Source organism: Achromobacter denitrificans NBRC 15125, from assembly GCF_001571365.1.
Taxonomy (GTDB): Bacteria; Pseudomonadota; Gammaproteobacteria; order Burkholderiales; family Burkholderiaceae_B; genus Achromobacter; species Achromobacter denitrificans.
The window spans coordinates 1-26,647 of sequence record NZ_BCTQ01000015.1 but is presented as its reverse complement, the minus strand read 5'-3'; the positions used below and the strand labels follow the sequence as shown (position 1 = coordinate 26,647).

Sequence of the window (26,647 nt, the reverse complement as noted above, 5' to 3'; positions counted from 1 at the left end):
GCTGTGGGCTCCGTAGGGCTACGGAGGCGGGGGCGCTCAGGCCGGCGTTTCCAGGTCCAGCAGGTGCAGGAAGTTCGACACGATGCTGTTGGCGGCGTCCGGCTGCACCATGACGGCCAGCCCGATCTTCAGGTTTTCCTGGTGGTTCGAGATCGGCCGCAGGGCGATCACGTGGGCGTAGGTGGCGGCGCAGACGCGCGGCACCAGCGAGACGCCGACGCCGCTGCGCACCAGGCTGATGATGGTTTCGACGCGTTGCGCGTGGTGCATGACGCGGGGCGAGAATCCGGCGCGCTGGCAGGCCAGGGCGACGACGGCCTGCAAGGTGGGGGTGCGGGTCTGCGTGAAGGCGATGAAGGCGTGGTCCTTCAGGTCTTCCAGCTTCAGCGTCCGTTTCCTGGTCAGGACGTGGCCCGGCGGCAGCACGGCGACCAGCTCGTCGTCTTCGGACGGGATGCGGACATAGGGGCGGACGCTGGACAGCGGATGGTAGACGATGCCGATATCCACGGCGCGGCTGTCCAGCAGGCTGATGGATTCGGCCGACGTGGCCTCTTGCAGCCGGACCTCGACGCGCGGGTAGCGGTCGCAGAAGCGCGGCAGCACGCGAGGCAGCAGGCGGTGGGCGGCGCCGTTGGGGAAGCTCAGCGTCAGCGTGCCGGTTTCGCCCATGGCGACCGCCTGGGATACGTGGGCGACTTCCTCCAGCGCCTGGACGGCGCGCCGGGCCGGGCCCAGCAGTGCCTTGCCCAGCTCGGTCAGCTCGATCTTGCGGGTATGGCGCGCGAACAGCGGCGCGCCCAGTTCGTCTTCCAGGTTGCGGATGGAGATGGACAGCGGCGGCTGCGTGATGTGCAGCAGTTCCGCCGCCCGGCCGAAGTGCAGGGTCTCGGCCAGGGCGAGGAAGTGGCGCAGGTGTCGGATGTCCACGATTTATTTCATAAATAAATGAAGATAAATTTTATATTAGAAATATTTAGGTGCGCTTCCTAGAATCTGGGCTCTTCCGTGTAGCGCACAGTGCCTGGCAATGAATCAGCCCCAACCCGATCAGATCAAGGCCGACAACCTCGGCCGCGTGTTCAACCCCAAGCGCATCGCGCTGCTCGGCGCCACGCCGCGCGCCGGTTCGTTCGCCGCCCGGACCCTCGCCAATCTCCAGGGCTACCGGGGCGAGCTCTATCTGGTCAACGCCAAGTACGCCGAGATCGGCGGCCGGCCTTGCCATGCCTCGCTGTCGGCGCTGCCCGCGGTGCCCGATGCCGTGATCGTCGCCTGGCCGAATCCTCTGGTCGAGGCCGCCGTGGCGGAGTGCGCGGCGCTGGGCGTGGGCGGCGTGGTGATCTATGCGTCCGGCTATGCCGAGACCGGCCGGCAGGCCGACATCGACGCCCAGGCGCGGCTCGCGTCGCTGGCGCGCGCCTCCGGCCTGCGGATCCTGGGCCCCAACTGCATGGGGCTGGTGAACTACGGCTGCGGCGCGGTGCAGTCGTTCCAGCAGTTTCCGCCCGCCTGCGAGCCCGGCACCCCCGCCATCGGGCTGATCAGCCAGTCGGGCGCGCTGGCGCTGTCGCTGTCGCAGGCGGTGGAGCGCGGCGTCTCGTTCAGCCACATCCTGACCTTCGGCAACGGCGTCGACGTCGACGCGGCGGACATGATCGAGTATCTGTCCGGCGTCGAGGAATGCCGGGCGATCGCCTGCGTGTTCGAAGGCATGGCCCGCCCGGGGCGGCTGGTGAAGGCGGCCGAACTGGCTTTCCGGCGCAACAAGCCGCTGATCCTGTGCAAGCTGGCCACCGGGGAGCAGGGCGCGCGCGCCGCGCTATCGCATACCGGCGCGCTGGCGGGAGCGGAAGAACTGTATCGCGCGGCGCTGGCCCGCCACGGCGTCGTGTTCGTGGACCGCTTCGAATCGCTGCTGGAAGTGGCGGCATTCTTCGCCAAGGCGCCCGAGCCGCTGGCGCCGGGGGCCGCCATCGTGGCGGCCTCGGGCGGCGCCGGCATCATGGCGGTCGACAAGGCGGAATGCCATGGCGTGCCGCTGCCGCCGCCCGCGCCCGGGACGCGCGCGGTGCTGAAGGCGAACATCCCGGATTTCGGCTCGGCCAGCAATCCCTGCGACGTGACCGCGGAGGTGGTGAACAATCCGGATTCCCTGCAAGCCTGCCTGCAGGCCATGGCGCGGGATCCGGCCTACGGCGCGCTGGTGGTGGCGCAGACGGTCGCGGGCGACGCGTTCACGCCGCGGCTCAAGCTCTACAGCGACATCCAGGCCGGCCACGGCAAGCCCGTGTGCGCGGTCTGGCTGAGCGCCTGGCAGAACGGCCCCGGTTCGCGCGAGTTCGAGCGCGACCCGCGCGTGGCCGTGTTCCATTCGATGGACACCTGCTTCTACGCGCTGGCGCAATGGCAGCGGCGCGCGCGCCTGCGCCACGCGCCCGAAACCGTGGCGGCCGCCGCCGATCCGGCCGCGCGAGCGCGGGTCGGCCTGGCGCTGCGGGACGTCGACGGGCCGCCGGTGCTGACCGAGAGGGAATCCAAGGCGCTCCTCGCGCAATACGGCGTGGCCGTCAACCGGGAGGCGCGGGTGGACGGCTGGCCCGCCGCGCTGGAGAGCGCGCGCGCGATCGGCTTTCCGCTGGCGCTCAAGCTGGAGTCGCCGGACGTGCTGCACAAGACCGAGGCCGGCGTCGTGCGCCTGGACATCCAGGACGAGGCCGGCCTGCGGCAGGCCTACGACGAGATCATGGCCAATGCCGCGATGATCTCGCCGCCGCCGCGCATCCATGGCCTGCTGGTGCAGGAGATGGTCGGCGCCGGCGTGGAGCTGATCGTCGGCGCGAGGATGGACCCGGAGTTCGGCCCCTTCATCGTCGTCGGCCACGGCGGCGTGCTGGTGGAAATCATCAAGGATCCGGCGATCGCGCCGGCGCCGGTCTCGCCGGCGCAGGCGCGCGACATGCTCGGATCGCTCAAGGGCGCCGCGCTGTTCGACGGCTACCGGGGCGCCGAGGCCGTCGACCTGGACGCCCTGGCCGGACTGATCAGCCGCATTTCGCGGTTCATCGCCGACCACCAGGCCGACCTGTCGGAGCTGGACATCAACCCCGTGATCTGCGGGGCCGGGCGCGTCGTGGCCGTCGACGCGCTGATCATCAAAAAACAAGACGCGGGAGCGACCCGCGATACCCCGAAGGAGACAAGCGCATGACAACCCTCAAACTCGCCCTGGCGGCCTTGCTGTCGCTGGGAACGCTGGGCGCCGCCGCGAACGCCGCCTATCCGGAGCAGCCCATCCAGCTGATCGTGCCGTACGCCGGCGGCGGCGCCGCCGACCAGATGGCGCGCCGCTTCGCCAAGTCCATCTCGGAGACGCTGAGCACGCCCGTGGTGGTGGTGAACAAGCCGGGCGGCAACACCGTCATCGGCACCGACCTGGTGGTCAAGGACAAGCCCGACGGCTACAAGCTGCTGATGGTGACCAACACCAACGTGGTGCTCAACCCCTTGATCTACCAGAAGCTGCCCTACGACGCCGATAAGGACCTGAAGACCATCAGCATCAACGTCGAGGCGCCGCTGGTGGTGCTGGCCAACAACAATATGCCGTTCAAGACGCTGAGTGAATTGCAGCGCTACGGCCAGCAGCATCCCGGCAAGCTGAACTATTCCTCGGCCAGCGCGACCGGGCCGCTGTCGCTGACGGTGGAGAAGCTGAAGAAGGCGCTGGACTTCGGCATGGAGCCCATTGCCTATTCGGGCGGCGCGCCGGCGTTGATGGCGGTGATGGGCGGCGAGGTCCAGGTGGGCATCGACGCCTTCAGCGGTTCGCTGCCGTCCATCCGGGCGGGCAAGGTCCGCGCGCTGGCCGTTACGTCCGAGCAGCGGCTGGAAGTCATGCCGGACATTCCCACCGCCGCGGAGACCTCGCCGGGGTTCAAGGGCTCGGTCTGGTACGGCTTCGCCGTGAGGGCGGGCACGCCGCCGGACATCCAGGAGGCGCTGAAGGCCGCCATCGACAAGGCGGCGCTGGACCCCGACCTGAACAAGACGCTGACCGAACAGGGCCTCGTCGTCTTCAAGAACAAGACGCAGGCGGAGATCGACCGGTTCATCGCGGAAGACCGCGAGGGATTCGAGAAGATCATCCGCGAGCAGGACATCAAACTTTAAGCGCTAGCCTGAACTGGAGCCGCCATGTACCGCTGGATTGAAACCACCCGCTTCCTGGAATACCGGATCGCCGACCGGGTCGCGACCATCACCCTGAATCGGCCGGAGAAGCGCAACGCCTTGTCCAAGGAGCTGCTGATCGAGCTGCGCCAGGCCCTGCTGGAGTCCGACGACCGCGGCGACGTGTCCGTCATCGTCGTCCAAGGCGCCGGCAAGGATTTCTGCAGCGGCTACGACGTCGCGACCACCTACGCCAATACCGCCAAGACGGCGGCCGACGGGCGGTCCATCTATCGCGACGGCCTGCGCGGCGACATCGACAGCGACGCCTGGCGGCTGGAACGCGGCCAGGAACTGCTGCGCACGCTCGTGGACGTCCACAAGCCCGTCATCGCCAAGGTCCACGGCAATTGCCTGGCGGGCGGATCCGATCTGGCCCTGTACTGCGACATCGTGCTGGCGGCGGAAGACGCCCGCATCGGCTTTCCCGCGATCCGTTCCCTGGGCACGCCGCCCAACATGATGTGGCCGTACCTGGCCGGCCCGCAATGGGCCAAGCGCCTGCTGTTCACGGGCGACTGCATCACCGGCGCGGACGCGGCCAAGGTGGGGCTGGTGCTGGACGCATATCCGGCGGACGAACTCGACGCGCAAGTGGCGGAACTGGCGCGCCGCATCAGCCTGAACGACCTGGGCGTGCTGGCGGCGGTCAAGCGCGGCGTCAACCTGGCGCTGGAGCTGGCCGGCGCGGGAACCCTGTCGCGGCTGGCGGCCGAGATCGATTCCCGCGCCCATTCCTCGCATGGCCCCAGGCAGCTCGCGTTCATGGCGGACATCGCCGAATCCGGGCTGAAGACGGCGCTGGCCAAGCGCGACGCGCCGTTCGGCGAGGGCATCGTGAAGCTCAACCAATTGGCATAGCCGTTCCATGAATCACCTGACTCCCCACATCGACGCTTTCGGCGAAGAAGCCGTGCTGGTGGGCGAGAGCGCGCGCGCGTTCTTCGCCTCGTCCGACATCAAGAGCATCCGCGAACGCCTGGGCCGGATCCCGTCCTATCGCCCGCCCGTCTGGCGGCAGATGGTGGAAATGGGCTGGGCCGGATGGCGCGCCGACGCCGCCGCGCAGGGCAGCGCCCTGAGTTTCGAGGCCGGCCTCTTGCTGCACGAGGAACTGGGCGCCGCGGCGGCGCCGGAACCCTTGCTGCAGACGGCCGTGCTGGCCGCGGGCGTGCTCGGGCGCAGCCCCAGTCCGGCCTATGCGGTGGAGGCGCTGGGCCGGCTGGCGCGCGGCGAAACCGCTTATGCGCTGGCCTGGCAGCCGGCGGCGCGCGGCGCGGCCCCCGGGCCGCGCGGGGCCCGGGCGCGGCGGCAGGGCGATGCCATGGCGCTGGACGGCGCGCTGGGCTACATCCCGCTGGCGGATGCCGAGTACTTTCTCGTCTGCGCCCGGTGCGAAGAGGGCTTGGGCATCTATCGGGTCCGGCGCGATGCGCCGGGCCTGGCCGTCGCCACGGTGGAACGGATCGACGGCGTGGTGTGCGCGCAGTTGGCGCTGGACGGCGTGCGCGTCGCGGATGCCGACACGGTGATCCCGCCCGGGCAGGGCGAGGCGGCGCTGGAAGCCGTGCTGGACGAAGGGCGGCTCGCGCTGAGCGCGGAACTGCTGGGCGCCATGGCCGAAGTGCTGGACATCACGCTGGAATACCTGCGCACGCGCAAGCAGTTCGGGCGCGCGCTTTCCGGCTTCCAGGCCTTGCAGCACCGGGCGGCGGACCTGGCGGGGCAGGTGGAGACCACGCGGTCGGTGGTGCAGGCGTCGGCCCGCGTGTTCGACCAGACGGCCGACCCCATCCGCCGGCGCATCGCGGCCAGCCGGGCCAAGGCGCGCGCGTCGGCCGGCGCGATCGAAGTGATCAATGCCTGCGTGCAGTTGCACGGCGGCATCGCCTATACCGAAGAATGCGATATCGGCGTGTACCTGAAGCGCGCCATGGCGCTGGCCGCCTGGTTCGGCGACGCGCGCGCCAACCGCGACCGCGCCGCCGAACTGGCGGAGCGCGGCGGCGACGACGGCGCGCGGGCCGAGCTGCCCGCCTGGCTGGAAGAGATCCGCGCCTGGGTGGAAGACAACCTGCCGCCGGCCTACCGTTACCCGGCCAGGCGCATGTCCTGGCGCGAAGCCCACGGCTGGCACCGCAAACTGCATGAACGGGGCTGGGTGGCGCCGGCGTGGCCGCGAGAATTCGGCGGCATGGGCCTCACGCCGTACGAGGAGCTGCAGCTGCACGAGGTGTACGAAACCTTCGGCCTCAACACCTTCCAGAACATGGGGCTGACCATGCTGGGGCCGCTGCTGCAACGCTACGGCACGCCGGCGCAGCAGCAGGAATACCTGCCGCGCATACTCTCTGGCGAGACCTACTGGTGCCAGGGATACTCGGAGCCGGAGGCCGGTTCCGACCTGGCGGCCCTGCGCACCTCGGCGGTGCGGGAGGGCGATGAATTCGTGGTCAACGGCCAGAAGATCTGGACTTCGCTGGCGCACGAGGCCGACATGATGTTCCTGCTGGCCAGGACCGATCCGGCGGCGAAGAAGCAGCAAGGCATCAGCTTCCTGCTGGTCGACATGAAGACGCCCGGCATCACCGTCAATCCCATCGTCAACCTCACGGGGGCGAAGGACTTCTGCAGCGTGTTCTTCGACAACGTGCGCGTGCCCGCGAAGAACCTGGTGGGCGAGCCGAACCAGGGCTGGACCATGGCCAAATCGGTGCTGGGGTCGGAGCGCATCATGATCGGCCATCCGCGCTTCGCCAAGTCGGCGCTGCAGGCGCTGCGGCAGATCGGCGCCAACCGCGGGCTGTCCGAGGAGCCGGTGTTCCGCCATCTGTACCGCGGGCTGGCGGCCGAGGTCGCGGACCTGGAGGCGCTGTACGTGCGCTACCTGGATGCGCTGCGCAACGGCCGGCAACTGGGCGCGGAAGTGTCGCTGCTCAAGATACGCAGTTCCGAAACCTGGCAGCGCATCGTCGAGGCGCTGCGCGAGACGGCGGGCGAACAGGGCGCGCTGGACGCGCAGGAAGCCGTGGGCGAGGGGCTGTCGGTGCATGCGGCGGTGCAATTCCTGCATGCCCGGCCCGCGACCATCTACGGCGGCAGCAACGAGATCCAGCGCAACATCCTGGCCGCGCACCTGCTGAAGCTGTCCTGAGGCCCTAGGCCAGCAGCCCGGCGTATTCCCGGATCAGGCCGGCCAGCGTTTCCGCCTCCAGCTTGGCGAAAACGTTGGCCCGGTAGGTCTCGACCGTGCGCGGAGAGAGGTCGAACTCTCGCGCGATCTCCTTGTTGCTCAGCCCCTGCACGATCCGCTCCAGCACCTCGCGTTCGCGCCCGGAGAGCCTGTCCAGCCGCGCCGAAGCCGCCTGCGTGACGGCGAGCTTTTCGCGGCTGGCGATATGGGTGCGCACGGCGGCCTGCACGGCATCGAGGAACACGTCGTCGTCCACGGGCTTTTGCAGGAATTCCATGGCGCCGCCCTTGAAGGCGCGGCGGCACAGGTCCACGTTGGCGTGGCCGGTCAGCATCACCACCGGCAGGTCGGACGCTTCGGCCAGCCGGCTCAGCACGTCCAGGCCGCTGATGCCGGGCATGCGGATGTCCAGCACCACGCAGCCGATGGCCTGCGGCGTCAGCTGCGCGAGGAAGGCCTGGGGGTCGGCAAAGCCCGCGCTGCGCAGGCCCACGCTGCGCAGCAGCAGGGCCAGGGCGTCGCGCACGGCGTCGTCGTCGTCCACCAGGTAGACGAGCGGAGAGTGTTCAAGCATGGGAGACTCCGGCGGCGGCCGGCGCGCCGCCCGACAGCGGCAGGCTGACGGTGAAGCAGGCGCCCGCGGGGCTGAGGTTGCGCGCCGACATGCGGCCGTCCATGGAGCCGGCCAGCGTGTCGCACAAGGCCAGCCCCAGGCCCATGCCCTGGGGCCGCGTGGTGTAGAACGGGGCGAACAGGCGCGGCAGCGCGTCGGCGGCGATGCCGGGGCCGGTGTCGCTCACGCTGAACAGGTAGTTCGCGCCCTCGGCGCGGCCCTCGATGGAAATCTGGCGCGGGCCGGCGGCGCCGTCCAGCGCGTCGGCCGCGTTCTGCACCAGGTTGTGCAGGATCTGCTCCAGCGCCACGCGGTCGCCCAGCGGCCGGGCGCCGGGGCTGGCGTTGTGCCAGCCGAGCCGGATGCCTTGCCTGGCCAGGTCGGGCTCGCGCAGGAAGCGCAGCGAGGCGACCAGCGCGTCCGGGTCCAGGGCTTCGCGCCGCGGGGGCGGGCTGGACTGCACCAGCGCGCGCATGCGGCTGATGATGTCGGCCGCGCGCTTGGCCTGCTCGGCGCTGGCCAGGAGCGCGTGGCGCACGGCGGGGCGTTCGTCTTCGTCGTCCAGCAGGCGCTGGGCGGCGCGGGTCTGCGCCAGGATGGCCGTCAGGGGCTGGTTGAGTTCATGGGCGATGCCGGCGGCCATTTCACCCAGGGCGCCAAGCCGCGCCATGGCGCCCAGCCGCAATTGTTCCTGCTGGCGGCGGGCCTGGGCGCGCGAGCGCTGCCAGGCCGCGGCGCCGGCCACCAGCAAGGCGCTGGCCAGCGCCCAGGCCAGCCAGGCCGCCCACGGCCAGGTGGCGGGCGTCAGGCGGCGCTCGCTGCGCATCTGGAAGGGCTGGCTGGCCGCGCCCAGCGGCTTCTGCAGCGCCAGGCTCCAGCCTGCCGGGGCATCGCCGGGCTGCTTGTCCAGCAGGCGCAGCGGGGTGGCGCCCACGGACAGCGTCAGGTTGGCGAGCCCGGGCGGGAAATCGGCGGGCGGCACCAGCTGGCGCGCATCCAGGAGCAGGCTCCAGCCCGAGGGCGCCACCAGCCAGTAGCGCGCGTCGTCCACGGGCAGCGTCACCGGGCGCCCGAGCTGGCGGGCGCGTTTGACGGCGTCCGGCAGGCCGGGCGGCTCCGCCACGCTGCCGCTCCAGGCGCCGTCCGGCAGATGGCCCAGGCCCAGCAGCTGCGGCATGGCGGGCCGCAGGCTGGGATACAGGCGTTCGGGCGAAGGGGGATGGGACAAGGCGGCCAGCGTGGCCAGCACGGCTTCGTGCTGCACCGTCTTCTGGCTCAGCATGCGCTGCGCCACGCTGGTGCTCTGGAAGAAGCGTTCGTGCTGGTCCACGTATTCCTGCCGGCCGATCCAGACGGCGCCGAGACAGAACAAGACCAGCCAGCAGAGAAGGGCGCCAGAGCGCGACAGGGGATTCACGCCTGGAATTATGCCTCGCGGCCCCCGCCGGCAGGAATCCGTAAGGCTACGGAGGGGGGGCTCAGGGCCGGGACGAGGCGCCTTTCAGGGGGGACGGGCCCTAGGCCGCCAGCTTGCGCGAATCCGGGGTGTCGACCGGGGAACTGGCCGACATGGCGATCTGGTACAGCGCGGCCACTAGGTCCGACTGCGTCACCAATCCCACCAAGCCGCGCGATTCGTCCAGCACCGGCACGCAATGCAGGCTGTCGGACATGGGGCGCGCCAGCTCCACCACCGGCAGGCCGGGCGTGGCGAAAGGGCCTTCGCTGCGCACGCAATCGGCCACCAGCAGGTCCGGCGCGCCGGTCGCGTCGGTGGCCACGGCGGCCAGGCGGGCGCGACGCGCCAGCACGTCGCCCTGGGCGATCATGCCCGCGTAGCGCCCCTCGGCGTCCATCACCGGCAAGGCCTGCAGGCGGTGCCTGTCGAACAGCCTGACCGCGTAGTCCAGCGGATCCGAGGCGCGCACGGAGACCACGTCGCGCGACATGATGTCGGCGCAGCGCACGTCGCCGAAGCGCCGCACGCTGGCGCGCAGTTCGGCCGCCAGCACGATCTCTTCCAGGTCTTCCTTGCTGATGTCGAGCAGTTCGCCGCGCTGGTTCAGCGCTTCGTCCAGGTCGGCGAGGCTGAAGCCCAGCCGGGCGCTGGGAGCCAGGTCGCGGGTGTTGTGGCCGGCGGCGTCGGCATGGCGGCGCGGATAGTTGCGCTTGAGCGCGCCGTTGAAGACCACCGCGATGCACAGCAGGATGAGCGAATTCAGCGCCACTGGCCACAAGGCGAAGCCGTAGCCCAGGCTGGCGACGGGCGGCCCGCCCAGCACGGCGGTCAGCGCCACCGCGCCGCTGGGCGGATGCAGGCAGCGCAGGGAGAACATGGCGCCGATGGCCAGGGCCACGGCGGCCGCGGCGGCCACGCCGGGCAGGGGTATGAACTGGGCGCAGAAGACGCCGATGAGGGCGGAGACCAGGTTGCCCGCCACCAGCGACCAGGGCTGGGCCAGCGGGCTGGCGGGGGCGGCGAACAGCAGCACGGCCGAAGCGCCCATGGGCGCGATGAACCAGGGATTCGCCACGCCCAGCGCGTGCCGGCCCACCCATTCCGTGCAGAACAGGCCGAGCAGCGCGCCCAGCGCGCCGTACAGCTTCTCGCGTCCGTTGACGCCCACCGGCGCCGGCGCGAAAGAGACCAGCCAGCGCTTGATTGCAACACCCAAAACGATCTCCTCGCGACCGATAAATATGTCGCGGGGCGATAATTTATCACGGGCGTCCTTGCGGCGCAGCATAAGCTTATGCCGCGACTCAGGGTCAGGGGCCGCCCGGTTCCTCGCCGATCCGTCCCAGCAGCCGGGTCAGCAGCGGCCGCATGGCGCGCAACTCTTCCAAATGCGAGGCGGAAAGGTCTTCCAGCATGCGCTCGGCCTTGGGCGTGAGCACCACCTCGACGCGCCGCCCGTCTTCGGGGTCGGGTTCGCGGCTGACCAGGTCCAGGCGCGCCAGGCGGCCGACCAGCTCGGCCGCGGTGTGCGGGCGGATCAGCAGGCGCTCGGCGATTTCGCCCACGTACAGGCCGCGGCGGCCCGGCGCGGACGGGCGCGAACCCTTGATGGCCAGCAGGGCCTGGTGCTGCTGCGGCATCAGATCGAGGCTGGCGGCGGCGCCTTCGCTGAAGGCCGCGAAGCGGCGCAGCGCAAAACGGAAATCGGCCAGCAGTTCGTAATCCGCGGCGGAGAGGCGGGCAGGGGATGGGGGCTGTTTCACGCGCTCGATTCTAATATATGTCGTGATACGATATATTGACCTTCCGCAATCCTCTCGCGGATTCCTTCCCTCCCGTTTCCCGAACATGCCTCCCACTTCCTCTTCCGCCCGGGCCGCGCTGCGCCTGGGCGATTTCACCACCGACAAGCGCGTCGTCCTGCTCATGGGCCTGGCTATACCGGTCGGCCTGGCCAGCGTGGCGGCCGCCTGGACGCTGCTGCGCTTGATCGCGCTGTGCACCAACCTGGCGTACCACGGCCAGTTCTCCTTCGCCGACCAGCCCATCGCGACCGGCCCGCTCGGGCCCGCGTCCGTCGCCATTCCCGTCGTCGGCTGCCTCATCATCGGCCTGATGGCCCGCTACGGATCCGAGAAGATCCGCGGCCACGGCATACCCGAGGCCATGGAAGCCATCCTGATCGGCAAGAGCCGCATCCAGCCCAAGGTGGCGGTCCTGAAGCCGGTTTCCTCGGCCGTGTCCATCGGCACGGGCGGCCCCTTCGGCGCCGAAGGCCCCATCATCATGACGGGCGGGGCCATCGGCTCGCTGCTGGCCCAGACCATCCACCTCGATGACGGCGAACGCAAGACGCTGCTGGTGGCGGGCGCCGCCGCGGGCATGACGGCGATCTTCTCCACGCCGCTGGCGGCGGTGCTGCTGGCGGTGGAACTGCTGCTGTTCGAATGGAAGCCGCGCAGCTTCCTGCCGGTGGCGATGGCCGCGCTGGTGGCGGCGGCCGGGCGCGCCTATGCGCTGGATGCCGGCCCGATCTTCGCGTACGCGGGCTCGCTGCCGTTCACGCCGGGCCACCTGCTGGCCTGCGCCGCGGTCGGCGTGATGGCGGGGCTGGGCTCGGGCGTGCTGACCGCCATGGTCTATGCGGCGGAGGACCTGTTCGAGAAGCTGCCCCTGCACTGGATGTGGTGGCCGGCCTTCGGCGGCCTGGCGATCGGCATCGGCGGCCTGATCGATCCGGCGGCGCTGGGGGTCGGCTACGACAATATCCGCCACCTGCTGGCGGGCGACCTGGCGTTGCAGGCCGTGTTGCTGCTGCTGGTCGTCAAGGTGCTGATCTGGTCGATCGCGCTGGGGTCGGGCACCTCGGGCGGGGTGCTGGCGCCGCTGCTCATATTCGGCGGCGCGCTGGGCGCGCTCGCCACGCCGCTGCTGCCCTCGGCAGACGCGGGCTTCTGGGCGCTGCTGGGCATGGCCGCGATGATGGGCGGCACCATGCGGGCGCCGCTCACCGCCACGCTGTTCGCGGTGGAGCTGACGGGCGACGTCGGCGCGCTGGTGCCGGTGCTGGCGGCCTGCGTGTTCGCCTACGGCGCGACGGTCCTGCTGCTCAAGCGTTCCATCCTGACCGAGAAGATCGCCCGGCGCGGCCATCACATCAGCCGCGAGTACCGGGTGGATCCCTTCGACCTGCTGCGGGTGCGCGACCTGATGACCGCGCCCGTGCAGACGTTGCCGCAGGACTGGACGGTGGCGCAGGCCATCGAGCACTTCAGCGCCGCGCAACCCGTCCATACCAGCTATCCGGTGCTGGACGGCGAGGGCGTCGTGGTGGGTGAAGTCACCCGCGCCGATACCCTGGCCTGGGCGCTGGACGAAAACCGGCACGGCCAGACCCTGGCCGCGGCCTTGCGGGGACGGGAGCTGGTCTATGGCCACCCCGAGGAACTGGCCAGCCAGATCGCGGACCGCATGGCGCTGTCGGGGGTGGGCCGGGTGCCCATCCTGGACCGGGAGAGCGGCCGCCTGGTGGGCATCGTGGGGCGCAAGGACCTGTTCCGCTCGCGCGCCCTGCGGCTGCGCGAGGAAAGCCGGCGCACCGCCTACTTCCGCCGGGCGCCGTCCTCGCGGGGTTGAGGCCCTAGCGGCCGGCGTCTGATTCGCGCGGGCTGGCCGCGCGCAATTCCCACAGCACGTCCAGCACGTGGCGGGTGGCGCGCTCCACTTCGCCCGCGCGATGGGCGATGCCCAGCGGGCGCCACAAGGCCGGCCGCAGCGGGCGCATGATGATCCGCGGATCGGGCTGGGGCGCGGTGGCTTCGTGCGGCAGCAGGGTGGCGCCGTAGCCGGCGGCCACCAGGCTTTTGATCGCGTCGTTGTAGTTCAGCTGGATGCGCGGGCGCGGGTTCAGGCCGGCGGCGGCGAACCATTCGGCGGTCAGGCGCGACAGGCGCGTGCTGGCGTCGTTCAGGATCAGCGGCCGCTCGGCCATCCAGGCCGGCGCGATGCGCGCGGGGGCGCGCCAGGACGCCGGCAGGAACGCCATGACCGGGTCGCGCCGCCACGGCCGCAGCACCAGGCCGTCCAGCGGCGGCTGCGGTAGGGCCACCAGCCCCACGTCCAGGGAGCCGTCGGCCAGGCGCAGCAGGGTTTCCTGCGAGGTCAGCACGGCCACCTGCACGTCGATGCCGGGATGGTTGCGCCCCAGCGTTTCCAGGGCCTGCGGGAGCAGATGGGCGATGGCGCCGGTGGAGGCGCCCAGCCGCACCCGGCCGGCCAGGCCCTGCACTTGCCGCTGCACGTCCTCCAGGGCCTGGTCGGCTTCGGCCAGCAGACGGCGCGCGCGTTCCAGCAGCGTCTCGCCGATGGCCGTGGGCCGGACCTGGCCGCGCCTGCGCGAGAGCAGCGGCGCGCCGATGCGCGTTTCCAGGTCGGACACGTGCAGGCTGACGGTGGGGGGCGCCAGGTGCAGGGCGCGGGCGGCCTCGGCGAAAGACCCCAGGTCGGCGATGGCGACCAGGGTGCGGAGCCGGTCCAGGCTGATTTCACGCATGGATACTCCTGGGTCGTTCAGGAAAGCTGAATTGAACGATCATGATATTCGACTTTTGTTATGTAGCGCGCGGGCCGATGATAGGGGCTGCTTTCCCTCACCCCTTTCCGATCCAGGAAGATCGCGCCATGACCCAACCTCTTGTTTTCATCGACGGCGACCAAGGCACCACCGGCCTGCAAATCCATGAACGCCTGCAAGGCCGCGCCGACCTGCGGCTGTTGACCCTGCCGGCGGCGGACCGCAAGGATCCGCAACGCCGGGCCGAGGCGATCAACGCCTGCGACGTGGCCATTCTCTGCCTGCCCGACGAGCCCGCGCGCCAGGCGGCGGCGTCCATCGTCAATCCGGCGGTGCGGGTGATCGACGCGAGCTCGGCCCATCGCACGGATGCCGGCTGGGTCTACGGGTTTCCGGAAATGAACGCGGAGCAGGGCCGGCTGATCGCCCAGGCCAAGCGCGTGAGCAATCCCGGCTGCTATCCCACCGGCGCCATCGCGCTGCTGGGCCCGCTGGTCCGGGCGGGCCTGGTGCCGGCCGACTATCCGGTGACCGTGCACGCGGTGTCGGGCTACTCGGGCGGCGGGCGCGCCAGCGTGGAGGCCTACGAAGCGCCCGAGGGGCCGCGCGGGCCGGCGTTCCAGGTCTACGGGCTGGGCCTGGCGCACAAGCACACGCCGGAAATCGAACGGCACGCGGGCCTGACGCAGCGGCCCGTCTTCGTGCCGGCCTACGGCGCGTTCCGCCAGGGCATCGTGCTGACCGTGCCGTTGCAGCTGCGCCTGCTCCCGTCGGGCGTGGACGCCGCGCGCCTGCACGACTGCCTGAACCGGCACTATGCCGGCGCGGCGCACGTGCGGGTGACGGCGCCCGAAGCGGCCGCGCAGCATACGCACCTGGATCCGCAAGCCCTGAACGGCACCAACGACCTGAGCCTGTCGGTCTACGGCAATGCCCGGCACGGGCAGGTGCTGCTGGCGGCCGTGTTCGACAACCTGGGCAAGGGCGCGTCCGGCGCGGCGGTGCAGAACCTGGACCTCATGCTCGCCGCCATGCGCTAGCGCGGGCGGGCGCCGGGCCGGCTAGCGGCCGGCGCCTTGATCGCGTCCAGGCGCTGGGCCAGCGAGGCCGTCGACAGCTCGCCGACGCGCAGGTCCGTCAGCCGCCCCTGCGCGTCCAGGAACAGCGTGGCGGGCAGGCCGCGATTGCTCATCGCGCGCGAGGCCTCGCCGGCCGGATCGATCAGCACGTTGCGCAGCGCCGGCGCGTGCTGGCGCAGGAAGCCGGCAACGTCGTCCGGCGTTTCGGCCTGGTTCAGGAAAACGAAGTTCACGTCCGGATTGGCGGCTTGCGCCGCGGCGAACGCCGGCATCTCGCGCCGGCAGGGCGGGCACCAGCTCGCCCACAGATTGATTACCGTGGGCTTGCCCTGGAACGCCGCCAGCGTGGCGGGCTGGCCGTCCAGCTGGCGCAGGGCCAGGGCGGCCAGTTCGGGCCGGGTTTCGGGCGCCGGCGCCAGCCAGCGGCCGCCGCCGATCCAGACGGCGCTGGCCAGCGCCAGCGCGCCGAGCAGCGCGACCCGCGCCGCCTGGCGCCGCAGCGCCGCGCCGAGCGCGTAGAGCCAGGCCGCGGCGAGGCCGGCCATGCCGTTCCAGCCGCCGTCGCGCAGGTCCAGCATGCGCAGCGGTTCGGGCAGGTAGTGCTCGCGGTACTGCCAGACGAAAACCAGCCGCGCCACGGCCAGGCCGATGAACAGGGCCCGCCACAGGACCGTGCCGAGCTCGGCCGAGCGCGCGCGCCCGGACAGGCGCGCCGCGAGCAGCCCGGCCAGGACGGCCGCGGCCAGCACGGCCAATTCGGTGGGAAAGACCAAAGGGCCCAGACGGATCGCCGGGCTCATGCCGCAGCCCCGTGTCGCGCGCCGGTCCGGCCCGGGCCTGCGCCCGCGTGGAGGTGGTCGATATTCATTGCCGCCGTTGATGTCGTGTATCGGCCGGCTAGGCTAGCACGGCGTCGCTACAGGGCTGCCACCAGCCGCTCCATGAAGGCATCGCACTCGGCCAGCTGGGCGCGCGAGACGTATTCGTCCGGCTTGTGGGCCTGGACGATGGACCCCGGCCCGCACACGACCACGGGCACGTCCAGGTGGCGGGTGAACAGCCCGCCCTCGGTGCCGAAGGCCACCTTGGTCCGGCCCGTGCCGGCGGGCAGCAGGGATTCGACGAAGCGCACCGCCTCGCTGGCGGGATGGGTGTCCAGGCCCGGATAGGCGTTGACGGTCTCTATCCGGATGTCGGCCGCGGGCGCCTGGCGGCGGGCCTGCTCGCGGATGCCGTCGGCGGCCTGGCGCAGCGGCGCCAGCAGGGCGTCCGGGTCGTCCTGCGCGAGATGGCGGATCTCGAAATCCACCGTGCATTCGTTGGGCACGATGTTCAGGGCGCGGCCGCCGTGGATGCAGCCCGCGTGCACCGTGGCGTAGGGCACGTCGTAGGCGGGGTCGCGCGCGCCGCGGGCCCGCAACGCGTCCTGCAGGGCGCGCATGGCGCCCACGAGGTCGCAGGCCAGATGGATGGCGTTCAGCGCGCGGGGCGCCAGCGCGGAATGGCCTTCCAGCCCCTGGCAGACGGCGCGCAACGCCATTTTCCCTTTGTGGCCGGTGGCGATCTGCATGGAGGTGGGTTCGCCCACGATGCACAGCGCGGGGCGCACGGGCGCCGTTTCCATCACTTCCAGCAACCTGCGCACGCCGACGCAGCCGATTTCCTCGTCGTAGGACAGCGCCAGCTGCAGCGGCCGGCGCAGGGGCCGCCCGCTGGCCCGCAGCATGGCGTTGACGGCGCAGGCCACGAAGCCCTTCATGTCGGCCGTGCCTCGGCCGTACAGCAGGCCGTCGCGCTCCGTCAGGGCGAAGGGCGGCACGGTCCACGCCTGGCCGGCCGCCGGCACCACGTCGGTATGCCCGGACAGCAGCACGCCGGGCACGTCGGCCGGGCCGACCGAGGCATGCAGGTTGGCGCGGGTTCCGTCTTCGCTGCGCACCAGCGTCGAGGCGATGCCGTGGGCGGCCAGCAGCTCGCGCACGGCCTCGATCAAGGCCAGGTTGGGCTGCAGGGTCACCGTGTCGAAGGCGACCAGCCGCGCCAGCAGCGCCTCGGAAGGGGTCGGCATGGCGCGCGTTCCTCAGTCGGGAATGACGGCGGTGACGTCGATCTCGACCAGCCATTCCGGCCGGGCCAGGGCCGACACGACGATGCCGGTCGATACGGGGAACACTCCCTTGAGCCAGCGGCCCACGACGTTGTAGACCGCTTCGCGGTAGCGGACGTCGACGAGATAGACGGTGAGCTTGCAGATGTGGGAGAGCTCGCTGCCGCATTCCTCCAGCAGCATGGCGACGTTGGCCATGGCCTTCTCGGCCTGGGCGGCCACGTCGCCCACTCCCACCGATTCCCGGGTGTCGAGGTCCTGGCCGATCTGGCCGCGCAGGAACACGGTATTGCCGGCCACCACGGCCTGGCAGAGATCGTTGTCCAGCTGTTGTTCGGGATAGGTTTCGCGCGTGTTGAATTTGCGGATGCGGGTGTGTGCCATGGCGGGGTCCTGGTGGTGGCGAGCGGGCGTCGGCCCGCGAAAACGTCAGTGGGGAAGGATCTTGGAAAGGAAGCGGCGCGCCTGCGGGCTGGCGGCGTCGCGGAAGAACCGGTCGGTGGGGCTGTCCTCGATGATGGCGCCGTCTTCCATGAAGACCACGCGATTGGCGACGCGGCGCGCGAAGCCCATCTCGTGCGTGACGACCATCATGGTCATGCCTTCCTCGGCCAGTTCCACCATGACGTCCAGCACTTCGTTGACCATCTCGGGGTCCAGCGCGGACGTGGGCTCGTCGAACAGCATGGCCATGGGGTCCATCGACAGCGCGCGGGCGATGGCCACGCGCTGCTGCTGGCCGCCGGACAACTGCCCGGGGTGCTTGCCGGCGTGCGCCGACAGCCCCACGCGCTCCAGCAGCGCGCCGGCCTTGCCGCGGGCGGTGGCGAGGTCCCGCCCCAGCACGATCTGCTGCGCCAGCGTCAGGTTGCGCATGATGTCCAGGTGGGGGAACAGCTCGAAATGCTGGAACACCATGCCCACCTTGGTGCGCAGCTTGGGCAGGTCGGCGGCCCCCGTCACGGAGGCGCCGTCGATCAGGATGTCGCCGCCCTGGATGGGCTCCAAGGCGTTGACGGTCTTGATGAGCGTGGACTTGCCGGATCCCGACGGCCCGCAGACCACCACGATCTCGCCCTTGTCCACGCGGGTGGAGCATTGCTTGAGCACGTGGTGGCTGCCGTAGTATTTGTCCACCCCGCGGATGTCGATGATGGGTGCGGGCGCGTTCATTTGTCGTAGTGCCCCGCGCGGATGGAGGCGCCGATCAGGTTCAGGATCAGGCGGCCCGCCGTGATGCAGGTGATCTGGTTCAGGTCCTTCTCGGGCTGGATCTCGACGATGTCCATGCCCACCACGCGGCCCTTGCGCACCAGGCCGTGGATCAGCTTGCGCGCCTGGAGGAAGGTGACGCCGCCGGGCGCGGGGCCGGCCACGGCCGGCATGACGGACGGGTCCATGCCGTCGGCGTCGATCGTCAGGTAATAGTTGCCGCCGTCGGGAATCCGGTCCAGCACGGCGTCCATGCCGATGTCGTGCAGTTCGTAAGCCGTGACCAGCTCGGCGCCGTAGGCGCGCGCGGCCTCCATTTCCTCGGGGCGGCCGCTGCCCTGGGCGCGCAGGCCGATCTGGATGATGCGGTCCACGTGCGCCATTTCGGAGGCGCGGCGGATCGGGCTCGACAGGCCGTCGCGCACGCCGTTGACGTGGTCGCGCCAGTCCAGGTGGGCGTCGATGTGGACCAGCGTGATCGGGCCTATCTGGTCCAGGCCGCGCAGGATGGGCGTGGTGATGCCGTGGTCGCCGCCCAGCACGATGGGCACGGCGCCGGCGGCCGCGATCCGGCGCACCGCCGCCTCGGCCCGCTCGTAGTGTTCGCCGCGGGGCTTGGAGAGGTCGGGGATGATGTCGCCGCAGTCCACGAAGCGGATGTCGTCGCGGCCTTGCAGCAGCGGGCCGTCGATGTCGAAGTCATAGTGGCCCGGGCGGCGCGCGACGCGGTCGGTGGCCTGGCGGATGGCCGTGGGCGCGTTGGTCTGGTCGTTGCTGAAGTCCGCGGCCGAGTAGGGCGCGCCATAGGGCATGCCCAGCACGGCGATGTCGGCCTGCAGATTGTCCAGGTCCAGCGCCAGCGTCGAGTACAGCAGGGTCGGGTGGCCGGTGCGGGGAGGGACCGTATAGGTGGTCATGGTTGGGTTTCCTTTGGTTGCGGGGTCAGGCCTGGCGCGCGCCGCGGCGCGCCAGGGTCTCCAGGCGGCGGCCCGCGCCGGCCATCAGCACGCTGCACAGCCAGTAGATGAGGGCGGTGGTGCCCAGCACTTCCAGGTAGGCGAAGGTGTTGGCCGTGAGCAGGTTGCTCTGGTAGGTCATTTCCGGCAGGCTCATCACCGAGAAAATCGCCGAGTCCTTGAACATCATGATGACCAGGCTGGTGGTGGGCGGGATGAGGAAGCCGAACAGCTGGGGCACGACGATGTGGCGCTGCGTTTGCCAGTAGGTCATGCCCAGCGACAGGGCGGCGCTGCTCTGGCCGCGCGGCACGCTCTTGAGCGCGGCGCGCAGGACCTCGCAGAAGTACCCGCCGGTGTAGAAGGCGGTGCAGCCGATGGCGACCGACATGGCCGAGGCCGGCACGCCCAGCTTGGGCAGCCCGAAGAACGACAGGTACACGAGGATCAGGTACGGGATGTTGCGCACCAGTTCCACGTAGGCCAGCGCCAGGGGGCGCAGCAGCGTGCGGGATTGCGCGGCATAGGCCGCGGCCGTGCCGATCAGGATGCCCAGCGGGATGCCGATGAGGCTGACCAGGGCCGTGATCCGCAAGCCCTTGAGCAGGACGGGAACGGATTCCCCGACGATAGAGAAATCAATGGGCATTGGGCAGCATCCTGGACACGCGGCGTTCGCACAGGCGCGAGGCGGCCGACAGGCAGAAAAGAATGATGAAGTAGACGGCGGCGGTGACGGTGAACACCTGCAGCGGCAGGTCGCTTTGCAGCGTGGCGTTGCGGGCCACGGTGGCCAGTTCCGGCACCGCGATGATGGACATGAGCGAGGACGCCTTGAGCAGGATGGTGAGCTCGCTGGTCAGGGGCGGGATCGCGCGGTAGAACACCTGCGGCAGCAGCACGTGGCGCCAGATCTGCCGGCTGCGCATGCCCAGCGCCCGCGCCGCGGCCACCTGGCCGGGCGACAGCGTGCCCAGCGCCCCGCGCAGGATCTCCACGATGTAGGCGCTGGTATTACAGGCGAGCGCGCCGATCCCCGCGGCCAGCGGCGACACCGAGATGCCCAGCAAAGGCGGCACCACGTAGTAGGCGATCAGCATGTGGATGAGGGCGGGCGTGCCGCGTATGGCGCTGACCCACAGCATGACCAGCCCTCGCAGCGGCCCGTAGGGCGAGAGGCGCGCCAGCAGCAGCGCGACCCCCAGGCCGATGCCGATGGCGAATGCCGCCACCGATGCCGCCAGGGTGATCGCCGTGCCCGAGACGACGCCGTGCAGGAACGGCGCCAGCGCGCCGTTCTGATTCAACCAATCCAGCATGGGAGTTCCGCCTAGATGGCGCCGTCGGGCAGGTAGTTGGCGCGCGGCGTGTCCATGGGGGCGCCGAACCACTTCTTCTGCAATTCCAGCAGCTGGCTGTTGGCGCGCAGTTCGTCGAAGGTGTCGTTGATGAACTGGCGGATTTCGAGGTCTTTCGGATTGGCCACCCAGGCCAGCAGCTTGGGCTGGCCGATCTCGCCGGCGATGCGGAAGGCGCCGGGCTGCTTGCGCATCTGGACGGCGGCGATGTTCGAGGGCATCAGCGCCACGTCCACGGTCTTGTTGGCCAGCGCGTTGGAGACGTCGGGATAGGCCTGGAACAGCTTGGTGTCGGCGTAGCCCTTGCCGTTCTTTTCCTTCAGCCGCTTTTCGAACTCCTCGGCGACCGGCTGGGAGGACGAGCCCATCTGGGTGCCGATGATCTTGCCGGCGATGTCCGTGTCCTGCTTGATGGACGCGTCGTCCACCCGCACCATCAGCACCGAGCGGACCACGCCGACGGGCTGGGTGAAGGCGAAGCGCCGGGCGCGTTCGGGGGTGATGCCCACGCTGGTGGCGACGAAGTCGAACTTGCGCGACATCAGGCCCGGCAGCAGCCCCTGGAAGGGCAGGTTCATCTGTTCCAGCCGCACCCCGAGCTTGGCGGCCATCAGCTGGAGGACGTCGTGGCCGTAGCCGACGACCTGGCCGTTCTCCACGAATTCAAACGGTTCGTAGGCGGCCTCGGTGCCCACGGTCAGCTTGCCGCGCTTCTTGATGTCGGCCAGCGAGCCGCCCTCGGCGAACGAGAGCGAGGGCAGGGCCAGGGTGGCGCCGGCGGCGAGCGTGGTGGCGACGAAGCGCCTTCTGGACAGGTTCTGCATGATGATTTCCCTTGTATGTCGTCATGGTTGCGGCGCTGGGCCGGCGGATCTCCGGGGAGTCCTTGCCAGGGTCTTTGCCCTTTGGCGCCAGTGCTGGGCAAACTGTATCTGCCGGGAAAGGGTTGTTAAAAATGATTTTTTTAGTGGTATGGTTTCGAAATTCGATACCTTTCCAGAAGAAACGACCTTGTCCCGTCCCGAGTTCACCGAACGCGACCTGCGCTCGTTGCGCATCTTCTGCGCCGTGGCCCAGGCCAACGGCTTCGCCGCCGCGGAAAAGCAGCTGCACATGTCCAAGGCCTCCATCAGCCGGCACGTGCGCGAGGTCGAGGAAACGCTGGGGGTGCGGCTGTGCGACCGCGGCCCGTCGGGCTTCGAACTGACCCAGGCGGGCAAGGTCGCCCTGGAGCTGGCCCGCGACGCGCTGAAGTCCCTGGAACGCATCCGTCCCGAAATCGATGCCATCCGCGGCGTGCTGTCGGGCACGCTGTCCATCGGCATGGTGGAACACGTCATCACCGACGCCGACTGCCACATTCCGGTGGCGCTGGCCGCGCTGCGCGAGGCGGCGCCCGACGTCAAGGTCGAACTCACCGTCATGACCTTCAACGATCTGGACCAGGCGCTGCGCGAGCGCCGGGTCCAGATCGCCGTCCGGGGTATGTACCGGCGCGAAAGCGGGTTCAACTACCAGCGCCTCTTCATCGAGCGGCACCGCATTTTCGTAACGCGCGGCAGCCTGCCGCGGGCCCGCGAACTGCCCCTGGTATACCGTTCGCACCCCTTCGTGCACGACGCGCTGGGCGCCTACGGCTTCACCCGGGGCCCGGAAGCCACGGGGCTGGAAGCCATCGCCATGCTGGTGTCCACGGGCCACTATGTTGGCCTGCTGCCCCAGCATTACGCCGATTCGGTCTCGCGGCGGCACGCCCTGACGCGCCTGCCCGGCGGTCCCGCGTACGAAAACACGATCTGCGCCATCACCGAGGTCTCGCGGCCGGCCTCCCGGGCGGTGGAACTGTTCCTGCGCCTGCTGGAGCGCTTCCACCCGCCGCAATAGCGCGGGCATCCGGCGGGGCGTCATGCCCGGGGTCGTCGGGGAGGCTAAAATACCGGCTCGCGGCTTTTACCGGCCTTACGGCTTTCTTCATTCCCGCGCCCTGGGCGCCCATAACTATGAAAAAATTGACTGCACTTCTTCTCGTGTCCGCAACCGCGATGCTCACGGCTTGCGGCCCCGGCGACAACGCGCCCAAGGCCGGCGCCGAGGCGCCCGCCGCCGCCAAGAAGGTGGTCGTCGGCCTGGACGACAACTTCCCGCCCATGGGTTTCCGCGACGCGAACAACCAGATCGTCGGTTTCGACATCGACATGGCCAAGGAAGCCAGCAAGCGCCTGGGCCTGGAAGTCGAGTTCAAGCCCATCGACTGGAGCGCCAAGGAAGCCGAACTCAACGGCAAGCGCGTCGACGTGCTGTGGAACGGCCTGACCATCACGGAAGAGCGCAAGAAGAACATCAGCTTCACCGCCCCGTACATGGCCAACCACCAGATCATCATCGTGGGCAACGCTTCGCCCGTGAAGGTCAAGGCCGATCTGGCCGGCAAGGTGGTCGGCGCCCAGGACGGCAGCAGCGCCACGGACGCGATCGCCAAGGACCCGGTGGCCCCCCAGATCAAGGAAGTCAAGAAGTTCGGCGATAACGTCACCGCCCTGATGGACCTGGCCGCCGGCCGCCTGGACGCCATCGTCGTGGACGAAGTGGTGGGCCGCTACCTGATCAGCAAGCGCGCGGGCGAATACCGCGTCCTGGAAGAGAACTTCGGCACGGAAGACTACGGCGTCGGCGTGCGCAAGGACGACACCGAACTGCTGGGCAAGCTGGACAAGACGCTGGATTCGATGAAGCAGGACGGCACCGCCGCCCGCATCGCCACCCAGTGGTTCGGCGCCAACATCATCAAGTAAACGGCAGGAGACGCCCGCGGCCGGCCGGCCCGGGCGCCTGTCCCTGTATTTCGCGGCCCGCCGCGGCGCCACCGGGCGCCAGGCGGGCTTGCTCATGATTCCCTGTTGCCCTGGCGGCGCGAACCCACTGCATGGACTACGTACTCTCCCTCCTGGGGCCATTGGCGGAAGGCGCGAAAGTGACCTTGACGCTGTTTTTCATCACGCTGGCGCTGGCGGTCCCCCTGGGGCTGGTGCTCGCGCTGGTGCGGATATCCAAATGGAAGCTGCTGAGCCGCCTGGTCAACGGCTACATCTGGCTCATGCGCGGCACGCCGCTGATGCTCCAGATGCTGTTCATCTATTTCGCGCTGCCGTTCGTGCCCGTGGTGGGGGTGCGCCTGCCGGACTTCCCGGCGGCCGTGGTGGCCTTCGCGCTGAATTACGCCGCCTATTTCGCGGAGATCTTCCGCGCCGGCATCCTGTCGGTGGACCGCGGCCAGTATGAGGGCAGCAAGGTCCTGGGCATGACCTATCTGCAGACCCTGCGGCGCATCGTGCTGCCGCAGATGGTGCAGCGCGTGCTGCCGCCCATGAGCAACGAGACCATCACCCTGGTGAAGGACACGTCGCTCATCTACGTGCTGGCGCTCAACGACATCCTGCGCACGGCGCGCGGCATCGTGCAGCGCGATTTCACGACCACCCCGTTCCTGGTCGCCGCGGCCTTCTATCTCATCATGACGCTGGTCCTGACTTGGTTCTTCCAGCACATGGAAAAGCGCTATGCCAAATATGACCAGTAATCCCGAAGGCCGTCCGGTCATGATCCAGGCCCGGCGCATCGTCAAATCCTTCGGCGCCAACCGCGTGCTCGACGGCGTCTCGCTGACCCTGGCCAAGGGCGAGGTGGTGGCGGTGATCGGGCCGTCCGGCTCGGGCAAGAGCACCTTCCTGCGCTGCCTGAACCATCTGGAGACCATCGACGAGGGCAGCATCGAGGTCGAGGGCGAGTTCCTGGCCCGCGCCGGCGACGGCGGCCGCAGCCAGTACGCGCCGGACGCCGACGTGCGCCGCATCTGCCGCAAGATGGGCATGGTGTTCCAGTCGTTCAACCTGTTCCCGCACATGACGGTGCTGCAGAACATCATCGAGGCGCCGCTCACCGTCAAGCGCATGCCGCGCGGCGAGGCCGTCCCCAAGGCCGAGGAACTGCTGCGCAAGGTCGGGCTGCTGAACAAGCGCGACAATTACCCCGGCCGCCTGTCCGGCGGGCAGAAGCAGCGCGTGGCCATCGCCCGGGCGCTGGCGATGGAGCCGGACATCATGCTGTTCGACGAGCCGACCTCCGCGCTGGATCCGGAACTGACCGGCGAGGTGCTGCGCACCATGAAGCAGCTGGCCGACGAGCACATGACCATGCTGGTCGTGACGCACGAAATGGGCTTCGCCCGCGAAGTGGCGCACCGCGTGGTCTTCATGGACGACGGCCGCATCGTCGAGGAAGCCGATTCGCAGGAATTCTTCCGCGCGCCGCGCGAGGCGCGCACGCGCGAATTCCTGGCGCACATGCTCTGAGCGGAGCGGCGCGCTCATGCCAGTCTCCCAGTCCGGACAGCCGCCGCTGCTGCGCCTGCGCGGGCTGTACAGCCCGCGCCTGTCTCCGGTCAGCCTGGATCTCGCTACCGGCGAATGCGCGGCCGTCATGGGGCCGTCGGGCGCCGGCAAGTCCCTGTTGCTGCGGCAGGTGGCCGATCTGGATCCGGGCTCGGGCGAAGTCGAATTGAGCGGCCTGGCGCGCTCGGCCATGAAGGGTTTCGAGTGGCGCCGCCAGGTGATGTACTGCCAGGCCGAGGCCGGCTGGTGGGAAGACCGGGTGGCGTCGCATTTCGCCGACCGGGCCAAGGCGGCGGCCGTGATGGCCAGGCTGGGCCTGGCCGAGGACAAGCTGGACGCGCTGGTCAACGAGCTATCCACCGGCGAGCGCCAGCGCCTCGGGCTGGTGCGGGCGCTGGCGCTGGCGCCGCGCGTGCTGCTGCTGGACGAACCCACGGCCGCGCTGGACCAGGCCGCGACCGGGCGGGTCGAGGAGGAATTGCGGCGCTATCTGGATACCGGCGCGGCGATCCTGATGGTCACCCATAGCGAAGAGCAGGCGCGGCGCCTGGCCCGCCGCGCGTGGCGCATGGAGCAGGGCCGGCTGGAGCCGCTATGGACGTGATCAAGCTGCAGGCCCTGGACCTGGTGGTCGCGTCGCTGTTGGTGGTGCTGAGCGCGGGCATTTCGTTCGCGCTGCGCCTGAACATGCAGCGGCAGGTGCTCTGGGCGGCTGCGCGCACGGTGGTGCAGCTGCTGCTGGTGGGCCATATCCTGCGCATCGTGTTCGCGCACGCGGCGCCCTGGCTGACGGCGCTGGTGGTCGCGGTGATGATGGCGCTGGCGGCGCGCGAAGTGGCGTCGCGCCCCAAGGCCAGGCTGGTCGGCCGCGGCAACGGCTGGGTCGGGGCCACGGCGGTGGCGGCCACGACGATCATCACGGTGCTGTTCATCCTGAACACGGCGCTGCGCCCGGACCCCTGGTACGACCCGCGCTACACCATCGCCCTGATCGGCATCGTGCTGGGCAGCGTGCTCAATGCCGCCAGCCTGGCGCTGGACGGCATGCTCTCGGGCGTGCGTCGGGAAAAGCTGGCGATCGAGGCCAGGCTGGCGCTGGGCGCGCCCGCGCGCCTGGCCTTCTCGTCGCTGCTGCGCGAATCCGTGCGGCGCGGCATCGTCCCCAGCATCAACCAGATGTCGGCCGCCGGCATCATCACCTTGCCCGGCATCATGACGGGCCAGATCATCGCCGGCGTGGACCCGATCGACGCGGCCAAGTACCAGATCCTGCTGATGTTCCTGCTGTGCGGCGCCAGCGGCATGGCCGCGATCGGCGCGGCCTACGGCGCGATGCGCCGCCTCACCGACGAGCGCGGCCGCCTGCGCCTGGACAAGCTAATGCCGTAGGATGGGTGGAGCGCGAGTGTTCTTAAGAAAGAACCCAGGTATCCAGCGCGCGCAACCCATGCGGCCGTGGGCAGACAGTGCCTGACA

Annotated in this window: 26 protein-coding genes; 12 read left to right on the top strand and 14 right to left on the bottom strand. The window is 69.9% G+C overall.

Annotated elements, in window-relative coordinates:
* Nucleotides 1-36: 36 nt before the first annotated feature.
* On the bottom strand, nt 37-930 hold the full coding sequence (locus ADE01S_RS14205) for a LysR family transcriptional regulator (protein ID WP_062682348.1): 894 nt from the start codon (nt 928-930) through the stop codon (nt 37-39).
* A gap of 100 nt (nt 931-1,030) precedes the next feature.
* On the opposite strand from ADE01S_RS14205, the gene ADE01S_RS14200 reads away from it, so the two are divergent.
* Genes ADE01S_RS14200 through ADE01S_RS14185 form a run of 4 tightly spaced genes read left to right on the top strand, consistent with a single transcriptional unit; the run spans nt 1,031 to nt 7,387 of the window.
* Nucleotides 1,031-3,211, top strand: coding sequence for an acetate--CoA ligase family protein (locus tag ADE01S_RS14200; RefSeq protein WP_062682347.1), 2,181 nt, complete (start codon nt 1,031-1,033; stop codon nt 3,209-3,211).
* Nucleotides 3,208-4,173: a Bug family tripartite tricarboxylate transporter substrate binding protein gene (locus tag ADE01S_RS14195; protein WP_062682346.1), complete on the top strand. Its 966-nt coding sequence runs from the start codon at nt 3,208-3,210 to the stop codon at nt 4,171-4,173. The genes ADE01S_RS14200 and ADE01S_RS14195 overlap by 4 nt, the downstream gene beginning before the upstream one ends.
* 24 nt (nt 4,174-4,197) lie before the next feature.
* Nucleotides 4,198-5,094, top strand: a complete 897-nt coding sequence (locus ADE01S_RS14190; RefSeq protein WP_062682345.1) for a crotonase/enoyl-CoA hydratase family protein — start codon at nt 4,198-4,200, stop codon at nt 5,092-5,094.
* Between the two features lie 7 nt (nt 5,095-5,101).
* Nucleotides 5,102-7,387, top strand: coding sequence for an acyl-CoA dehydrogenase family protein (locus ADE01S_RS14185; RefSeq protein ID WP_062682344.1), 2,286 nt, complete (start codon nt 5,102-5,104; stop codon nt 7,385-7,387).
* 4 nt (nt 7,388-7,391) lie between these two features.
* Here the strand turns inward: ADE01S_RS14185 and ADE01S_RS14180 are convergent, their stop codons facing one another.
* The 4 genes from ADE01S_RS14180 to ADE01S_RS14165 all read right to left on the bottom strand — a co-directional run bounded on the left by ADE01S_RS14180 (nt 7,392) and on the right by ADE01S_RS14165 (nt 11,261).
* Entirely contained in the window at nt 7,392-8,000 is a 609-nt protein-coding gene (locus ADE01S_RS14180; protein WP_062682343.1) for a response regulator transcription factor, read from the bottom strand.
* Complete coding sequence (locus tag ADE01S_RS14175; protein WP_062682342.1) at nt 7,993-9,456, bottom strand: sensor histidine kinase; 1,464 nt, start codon at nt 9,454-9,456, stop codon at nt 7,993-7,995. Before ADE01S_RS14175 ends, ADE01S_RS14180 begins: the two co-directional genes overlap by 8 nt.
* A 100-nt stretch (nt 9,457-9,556) precedes the next feature.
* The gene (locus ADE01S_RS14170) at nt 9,557-10,714 is read right to left on the bottom strand and encodes an HPP family protein (RefSeq protein WP_062682341.1); all 1,158 of its coding nucleotides are present in this window, start codon (nt 10,712-10,714) and stop codon (nt 9,557-9,559) included.
* Nucleotides 10,715-10,808: 94 nt separating this feature from the next.
* Entirely contained in the window at nt 10,809-11,261 is a 453-nt protein-coding gene (locus ADE01S_RS14165; protein ID WP_062682340.1) for a MarR family winged helix-turn-helix transcriptional regulator, read from the bottom strand.
* An 85-nt stretch (nt 11,262-11,346) separates the two neighbouring features.
* On the opposite strand from ADE01S_RS14165, the gene ADE01S_RS14160 reads away from it, so the two are divergent.
* Entirely contained in the window at nt 11,347-13,134 is a 1,788-nt protein-coding gene (locus ADE01S_RS14160) for a chloride channel protein (RefSeq protein WP_062682339.1), read from the top strand.
* Between the two features lie 4 nt (nt 13,135-13,138).
* Here ADE01S_RS14160 and ADE01S_RS14155 read toward each other — a convergent pair whose 3' ends face one another.
* Nucleotides 13,139-14,050: a LysR family transcriptional regulator gene (locus tag ADE01S_RS14155; protein WP_062682338.1), complete on the bottom strand. Its 912-nt coding sequence runs from the start codon at nt 14,048-14,050 to the stop codon at nt 13,139-13,141.
* Nucleotides 14,051-14,178: 128 nt separating this feature from the next.
* On the opposite strand from ADE01S_RS14155, the gene argC reads away from it, so the two are divergent.
* Nucleotides 14,179-15,111: an N-acetyl-gamma-glutamyl-phosphate reductase gene (argC, locus tag ADE01S_RS14150; RefSeq protein WP_062682337.1), complete on the top strand. Its 933-nt coding sequence runs from the start codon at nt 14,179-14,181 to the stop codon at nt 15,109-15,111.
* On the opposite strand, the gene ADE01S_RS14145 is transcribed toward argC, so the two are convergent.
* The 8 genes from ADE01S_RS14145 to ADE01S_RS14110 all read right to left on the bottom strand — a co-directional run bounded on the left by ADE01S_RS14145 (nt 15,108) and on the right by ADE01S_RS14110 (nt 21,607).
* Nucleotides 15,108-15,950, bottom strand: coding sequence for a TlpA family protein disulfide reductase (locus ADE01S_RS14145; protein ID WP_062682336.1), 843 nt, complete (start codon nt 15,948-15,950; stop codon nt 15,108-15,110). The genes argC and ADE01S_RS14145 overlap by 4 nt on opposite strands.
* Before the next feature lie 116 nt (nt 15,951-16,066).
* Entirely contained in the window at nt 16,067-17,218 is a 1,152-nt protein-coding gene (gene argE / locus ADE01S_RS14140; protein WP_062682335.1) for an acetylornithine deacetylase, read from the bottom strand.
* A gap of 12 nt (nt 17,219-17,230) precedes the next feature.
* Complete coding sequence (locus tag ADE01S_RS14135; RefSeq protein ID WP_062682334.1) at nt 17,231-17,641, bottom strand: RidA family protein; 411 nt, start codon at nt 17,639-17,641, stop codon at nt 17,231-17,233.
* 45 nt (nt 17,642-17,686) lie between these two features.
* Complete coding sequence (locus tag ADE01S_RS14130; RefSeq protein WP_087881506.1) at nt 17,687-18,430, bottom strand: amino acid ABC transporter ATP-binding protein; 744 nt, start codon at nt 18,428-18,430, stop codon at nt 17,687-17,689.
* Nucleotides 18,427-19,386 (bottom strand): agmatinase, encoded by a 960-nt coding sequence (locus ADE01S_RS14125; RefSeq protein WP_062682333.1) that lies wholly within the window; start codon nt 19,384-19,386, stop codon nt 18,427-18,429. Before ADE01S_RS14125 ends, ADE01S_RS14130 begins: the two co-directional genes overlap by 4 nt.
* 25 nt (nt 19,387-19,411) lie before the next feature.
* On the bottom strand, nt 19,412-20,074 hold the full coding sequence (locus ADE01S_RS14120) for an amino acid ABC transporter permease (protein WP_062682332.1): 663 nt from the start codon (nt 20,072-20,074) through the stop codon (nt 19,412-19,414).
* Nucleotides 20,064-20,744, bottom strand: coding sequence for an amino acid ABC transporter permease (locus tag ADE01S_RS14115; RefSeq protein ID WP_062682331.1), 681 nt, complete (start codon nt 20,742-20,744; stop codon nt 20,064-20,066). The genes ADE01S_RS14120 and ADE01S_RS14115 overlap by 11 nt, the downstream gene beginning before the upstream one ends.
* Nucleotides 20,745-20,755: 11 nt before the next feature.
* Complete coding sequence (locus ADE01S_RS14110) at nt 20,756-21,607, bottom strand: transporter substrate-binding domain-containing protein (protein WP_062682330.1); 852 nt, start codon at nt 21,605-21,607, stop codon at nt 20,756-20,758.
* 148 nt (nt 21,608-21,755) lie between these two features.
* Between ADE01S_RS14110 and ADE01S_RS14105 the strand changes: the two genes are divergently transcribed.
* The 6 genes from ADE01S_RS14105 (at nt 21,756) to ADE01S_RS14080 (ending at nt 26,560) form a co-directional block, all read left to right on the top strand.
* The gene (locus tag ADE01S_RS14105; RefSeq protein WP_062682329.1) at nt 21,756-22,667 is read left to right on the top strand and encodes a LysR family transcriptional regulator; all 912 of its coding nucleotides are present in this window, start codon (nt 21,756-21,758) and stop codon (nt 22,665-22,667) included.
* A 116-nt stretch (nt 22,668-22,783) separates the two neighbouring features.
* Complete coding sequence (locus tag ADE01S_RS14100) at nt 22,784-23,575, top strand: amino acid ABC transporter substrate-binding protein (protein WP_062682328.1); 792 nt, start codon at nt 22,784-22,786, stop codon at nt 23,573-23,575.
* A 131-nt stretch (nt 23,576-23,706) separates the two neighbouring features.
* Nucleotides 23,707-24,360 (top strand): amino acid ABC transporter permease, encoded by a 654-nt coding sequence (locus ADE01S_RS14095; RefSeq protein WP_062682327.1) that lies wholly within the window; start codon nt 23,707-23,709, stop codon nt 24,358-24,360.
* A gap of 19 nt (nt 24,361-24,379) precedes the next feature.
* Nucleotides 24,380-25,132, top strand: coding sequence for an amino acid ABC transporter ATP-binding protein (locus ADE01S_RS14090; RefSeq protein WP_062682446.1), 753 nt, complete (start codon nt 24,380-24,382; stop codon nt 25,130-25,132).
* A gap of 16 nt (nt 25,133-25,148) precedes the next feature.
* Entirely contained in the window at nt 25,149-25,775 is a 627-nt protein-coding gene (locus ADE01S_RS14085) for an ABC transporter ATP-binding protein (protein ID WP_082775798.1), read from the top strand.
* The gene (locus ADE01S_RS14080) at nt 25,766-26,560 is read left to right on the top strand and encodes an ABC transporter permease (protein WP_062682326.1); all 795 of its coding nucleotides are present in this window, start codon (nt 25,766-25,768) and stop codon (nt 26,558-26,560) included. The genes ADE01S_RS14085 and ADE01S_RS14080 overlap by 10 nt, the downstream gene beginning before the upstream one ends.
* Nucleotides 26,561-26,647: the final 87 nt, after the last annotated feature.